General features: G+C 65.0%; 2 pseudogenes. Both read right to left on the bottom strand.

The features are described from left to right. Window positions 1–450: pseudogene (gene istB, locus AAEZ08_RS22715) on the bottom strand (IS21-like element ISPst3 family helper ATPase IstB); the annotation flags it as partial. Next, window positions 443–1,138, bottom strand: a pseudogene (gene istA, locus AAEZ08_RS22710) (IS21-like element ISPst3 family transposase); the annotation flags it as partial. The pseudogenes istA and istB, both read right to left, overlap by 8 nt.

Raw genomic sequence — 1,138 nt, 5'->3', positions numbered from 1 at the left:
CCCGGCTTTGCCGTCGTGTTTTTCGCGCTCCAGCAGATTGACCAGATCGACCGTGGAGTAGAAGCGCACGCGCTTACCGTGCCGGGTGATGCCGGACACGGCCAGCGCGGTGGCTAGGTGGGTTTTACCGGTGCCTGGCCCACCGATCAGCACCACGTTCTGCGCGGTGTCGGTAAAGGCCAGGCTGGCCAGCTCGCTGATCAGGCGTGCGTCGGCGCTAGAGGCGTTGAAATCGAAGCTGGCCAGATCGCGGTGCATCGGCAGCTTGGCCATGTTCATCTGGTGGCTCACCGAGCGCATGGCGCGATCTGTGTGCTCTTGTTCCAGCAGGTGTTCGAGCAGCCACTTGGACGAGGCTGTGTTCGACTCACCCTGTGCAGTTAACTCCGCCCAGGCCGTGGCCATGCCGTGCAGGCGCAGCTCCTTGAGTTCCGCCATCAAATCACGCATGACCGACCTCCTCGGCCTGGCCACGCAGGCGGTCGTAGCGCGCCGTGTTAGCGACGGGGGCTTCCTTGAGCGACAAGTGGGTTTCGACGCTGGGTGGTGGTTCGGTCGCGGCCAGGCGCGCCACGACATTGAGGATGTGTTCGGCGCTCAGGCTGCCGCTTTCCAGTACCAGCTCAACAGCCACCAGCACCGCATCGAGCCCGGCGACTGGTACGGCAGCCAGAACTTGCGCCATGATCCGGTCACCGCCGGCATGACGCCCCAGACCGTGCTTAAGCTGACGCAGCGGCGCCGGCAGATCAGCAAAGGGCGCGCCGTTGCGCAGCGCACCGGGCTTGCGTTCGATCAGCGGGAGGTAGTGCTGCCAGTCATAGCTGACCTGGTCGCGATCCAGCAAGCGGACATGGCTGGCGATCAGCGCGTCGTCAGCCACCACCTCGATTCGCGTCGGATACAAACGGCTGCTGACCCACTTACCCGCGTACTCACACGGCACCGAGTAGCGGTTGCGCCCGACGCTGACCAGGCAGGTGCTGGAGACCCGCGCAGGCCGCTCGACGTAACCGTCGAATGGCGCTGGCACAGGCATCAGTTCAGCGCGCTCCAACTCCAGCACTTCGGCCACACTCAGCCCGCTGTATTGAGGGTGCGTCAGCTCGTTCCAAAGCGCGCGGCAGCGCTGGCCCAG

Source organism: Pseudomonas sp. E45-MNA-CIBAN-0222 (genome assembly GCF_040310405.1).
Taxonomy (GTDB): Bacteria; Pseudomonadota; Gammaproteobacteria; order Pseudomonadales; family Pseudomonadaceae; genus Stutzerimonas; species Stutzerimonas stutzeri_AC.
Note: the sequence above shows the minus strand (reverse complement) of the source record. Positions and strands in the feature narration are given on the sequence as shown.